Raw genomic sequence first — 3664 nt, 5'->3', positions numbered from 1 at the left:
TAGTAAGCTTCATTTAAAGATTAAGTTGCAGACTGCCTTACAGGCACTGCAACAGAATATTGGCCGTGTAACATCTTTCTTCTATTTGCCAGATACATTATATGCTGCAAGTTAGTCGTGATAACTCATTAAGTCGCTATAAAGACGGCTTGCGCGAGACTTTTGCCGATGCGCATCGGCGCTATACCGGCTATATCAATGCACGCTTGAGAGCGACTGGTCATTTGTGGCAGGGGCGCTTTGGATCGGTGGTGATGGACGAAGTACATCTGTTCTATGCGGTACGTTACGTTTCTCTCAATCCCGTGCGAGCCAAGCTTGTGCAACAGGCACAAGACTGGCGGTGGTCGAGTGTCGCCGCCCATCTTTCGGGCAAGGACGATAAACTGGCAAAGGTTGCACCCATTCTTGAACGGTATGGGGACTTTGCCGCCCTCCTTGGTCAAAGTACCGAAGACGAAACGGAATTCAAGAGCCTGCGACAATCGGAAACAACGGGGCGGCCATTGGGCAGCGAAGAATGGATTGAAGAGGTCGAAAAAATGACAGGCACCGTACTGAAACCTCAGAAGCGAGGACCCAAGAAAAGGGATCGCAACGATGATTAATGTCATTCAGTAAACTGTCACCGTAATCCAAACTGTCACCGTAATCCCACCGTAATCCTTGTGGCAGGCGTTCCCGCCCACGGGGATACAACTCCCTATCGCCAGGGTGTCCCTGGTTGGCGGCAGGCACCGTGCCAGGATCGGATTAGTTCAGTGCGCGCCAGACAGCCTGCCACGACCGGGGATCACTGCGGCGCGCAAGACGTATGAATGCTTAGTCGTTAGGTTGCCACCATCCTGGAGAGTCAATATGAAGAAGATCACTCGTTGTCTCCTTACTTTTATCCTCGCCGTTGCACCGTCGTACGCGCTTTGTCAAGAACAGGACGCTAACGCTCAAGTAGTGGAAACGCTAATCAGGCAGGCTCTTGCTGCGGAAGATAGCGGACAATACAGTAAATCCATCGAATTATTCAAAAAGATATTAAAGATCGATACCGAAAATGCAAAAGCCATGAATAGCATTGCCGGTCTTTACGGGAAAGAAGGGAAATTCAAAGAAGAATTGGAATGGGCTCAAATGGCGATCAAAGCGAACCCGGAATTTGATCTCGCATACATCAATCAAGGGAATGCCTATATTAATTTGAACAATCCAGCAGACGCCGAGCACTCATTCAGAAATGCAATCGCGTTGAATCCCAAGTCTCCGCTCGGAGTATATTCACTCGGAGTGATGGCGGAGAACAAAAAGGAATTTGATAAGGCAATCGAATATTACAGGCAGTCCATCGAAATTGACCCCAAATTTGAAAATGGCTATTTCAGCCTTGCAGCAATGCTTGCCAATACCAAGCAACTCGATCAGGCAATAGCCGCATTGGACGAATTGCTTGCCATGAATCCGACCGCCGCGGATGCGCAAACCATGAGGGCGCAGATCATTAACGAGAAAGCCAAGAAATAATGCCTATCGAGCAAGGATAAGTCGTGGCTCACTCTGCGCGTACGGCTCATACTTCACGGCAGGCGCCACAAGAGGAGTCTCGCCATTGTGAACGCTCCAGCATATGAAGCTCCGCCCTGTCCCATTCTTGCTTTCATGTGGAGTTTCGCCTTTCAGAACGAGCGCGCTCCGCATATAGCCCTTTAAGTTTCACTACCCTGAAACTTCAGTCAGGAACCAAACATGAACATGAGCAGCGGTATATCCGGTCGCGGGTGGTTGAATTTCCTATCCGTCATTCCCTTGGTCATCGCGCTCGCCTGCGCGCTATTCTCTCCTGCGTGGGCCGCGGAGCCGAAACCCGAGCCAAAGCCGTCCTTCGAAATCACGACCAAGATGTTCGATGGCACCGTGCTGCTCGATCCGCAGATCCAGACCGACCAGGCGCTGGCCGCAAATTGTGTCGCTGAAGGCAAGAAATGGGTGGAGCAGTACCGCTCGGACGCCGCCAAGGAACGCAAGCAACCGGACGCTTTCATCGGCGGCGGCTGGTACGTGGAGCGCAGCTACGATGTGCGCTCGGTGGTCGGCAATCGCTACGTCAGCATCGTCCGCAACGATGCCACGATGACCGGCGGTGCGCACCCCGATCTCGACCTCGACACCATCCTGTGGGACAGGACCGCTGGCAAGCGCATCAGTATCCGTCCGTTTTTCAATGAGACCGCCGATGGCGGCCCGACCCTGCAATTCCTCGCGGCAAGTATCATCGCCACGGTGAAGATAGCGAAGAAGGCCCGCTTCGACGGGGACGACAGCGACACCGACTGGATCAAGAACATCCAGCCGACGCTCCGGAAGCTCGGCTCGGTCACACTCACACCCTCGACCGATGCCGGCAAGAGCTCGGGCCTGACCTTCCACTACGCGGCAACCGCGCTTGGCGTTCATGCCGAGGGCGGCTACGTCGCCTTCGTGCCATGGGAGCAGCTCAAGCCGTATCTGACGCCTGAAGGCGTGGCAATTTTCGGCGGCGCCCGCCCCAAGGGCGACGATGATGACCTGGAATGACCACCGCTGAGCGGCAGCAACCCGGGTCAGTTCTCGTCGTAGTCCAATCCGCTCTTCCTCGTCTTGACGATCAGGCCCTTGATGTCGTAGAGGTCGGTGTTGACCTCAAATCTGTCGGGCTCGGAGTCGAGGGAGGCGATCTTCCTCTTGCCGTCGAAGACCATCAATTTGATGCTCGGCATTGGGTGCTCGCAGAGCCCTCCCATGCACTCGGTTACGGCATAGGTGATCCTGTCCTTCCGGAAATAGATAGAATATGTCGTCGTTCGAGGCAGGGGAGACTGGTCGTCGGCGAAGAAGAAGCCGTCGCGTGGCGCGGTGTATTCCAGCTCGACCGCGCCCTGGGGGCCGAAGCGGTAGGAGACTTGGTCGAAGGGGGGGCTGGACCTGTCGGCGCACAGGGACAGGATCTTTTCCCCCCTGAATCCCCCATCAGTGAGCGTGCCGACCCGACCGCTGAGGAGAACTGTCTCGCCCGGCAGGCAATGCGTCTGGGCCGAGGCGTTCGTCGAAGCCAGAAAGGCCGCTACCAGAAATAGTCTTCTCATATTTAACCACCCGAGACGTAATATGGCTCTCATCCCCCTGTGGGCCTTGATCACAATTCCGCCCCTCGGACCCTACGGGCTCCAAATCGTTCTTGCGCCCATACCATAGGATACGGAGTCACGGGGTCAGGTCTTGACTTATGCCTCGCCATCACGCCTCTATTCGCAAACCTTTGGCAGACTGCAACTTCCGCTCTAGCACAGAGAAACAGAAAATGGGGGGCGTACCACCTCGCCTACGCCGTTCAATGCAACACAGCGTCCAGACTGTCCGCGGTCAGGATACGGTCCGACCAGCGCAGCAGGGTTTCGGGATCCGCGCTGGTAATGCGTTCGCGCACCGGCTCGCTCGGAGGACCAAATTTCCGGTCGATCAGCCGCAGGAGCATAGCGGCCTCGCCCTCCTGCCAACCCTTTTGTTTGCCCTCCCGCCAACCCTCCTGTCGACCGCGCGCAATCCCTTGTTCGATTCCCTCTTTTCTGCCTTGCTCAATGTAGCGATCGATAAAGGTTTGCATGATCGGGTCTCCGGTGGGGTTCTGTTCCAGCAG

At 55.3% G+C, this 3664-nt stretch carries 5 protein-coding genes; 3 read left to right on the top strand and 2 right to left on the bottom strand.

Going from position 1 to position 3664, the window contains the following annotated elements; all coding sequences use genetic code 11:
- Positions 1-101: 101 nt before the first annotated feature.
- The 3 genes from QZY48_RS26720 (at position 102) to QZY48_RS26710 (ending at position 2565) form a co-directional block, all read left to right on the top strand.
- Positions 102-608, top strand: a complete 507-nt coding sequence (locus QZY48_RS26720) for a transposase (protein WP_295436589.1) — start codon at positions 102-104, stop codon at positions 606-608.
- A 250-nt stretch (positions 609-858) separates the two neighbouring features.
- The gene (locus QZY48_RS26715; RefSeq protein ID WP_295436587.1) at positions 859-1515 is read left to right on the top strand and encodes a tetratricopeptide repeat protein; all 657 of its coding nucleotides are present in this window, start codon (positions 859-861) and stop codon (positions 1513-1515) included.
- 222 nt (positions 1516-1737) lie between these two features.
- The gene (locus QZY48_RS26710) at positions 1738-2565 is read left to right on the top strand and encodes a hypothetical protein (protein WP_295436586.1); all 828 of its coding nucleotides are present in this window, start codon (positions 1738-1740) and stop codon (positions 2563-2565) included.
- A gap of 26 nt (positions 2566-2591) precedes the next feature.
- Here QZY48_RS26710 and QZY48_RS26705 read toward each other — a convergent pair whose 3' ends face one another.
- Positions 2592-3167 carry a hypothetical protein gene (locus QZY48_RS26705; protein ID WP_295436585.1) on the bottom strand — a complete coding sequence of 192 codons (576 nt, stop codon included), beginning with the start codon at positions 3165-3167 and terminating at the stop codon, positions 2592-2594.
- A 191-nt stretch (positions 3168-3358) separates the two neighbouring features.
- Positions 3359-3664 (bottom strand): hypothetical protein (locus QZY48_RS26700; protein WP_295436583.1); only part of this gene is annotated, 306 nt, incomplete at its 5' end.

Origin of the sequence: uncultured Thiodictyon sp. (assembly GCF_903828115.1) — a bacterium.
Taxonomy (GTDB): domain Bacteria; phylum Pseudomonadota; class Gammaproteobacteria; order Chromatiales; family Chromatiaceae; genus Thiodictyon.
Note: the sequence above shows the minus strand (reverse complement) of the source record. Positions and strands in the feature narration are given on the sequence as shown.

Excerpts from the sequence above, each read along its gene's own strand:
- QZY48_RS26720 (WP_295436589.1), top strand. The coding sequence starts at position 102 with ATGCTGCAAGTTAGTCGTGATAACTCATTAAGTCGCTATAAAGACGGC.
- QZY48_RS26715 (WP_295436587.1), top strand. The coding sequence starts at position 859 with ATGAAGAAGATCACTCGTTGTCTCCTTACTTTTATCCTCGCCGTTGCA.
- QZY48_RS26710 (WP_295436586.1), top strand. The coding sequence starts at position 1,738 with ATGAACATGAGCAGCGGTATATCCGGTCGCGGGTGGTTGAATTTCCTA.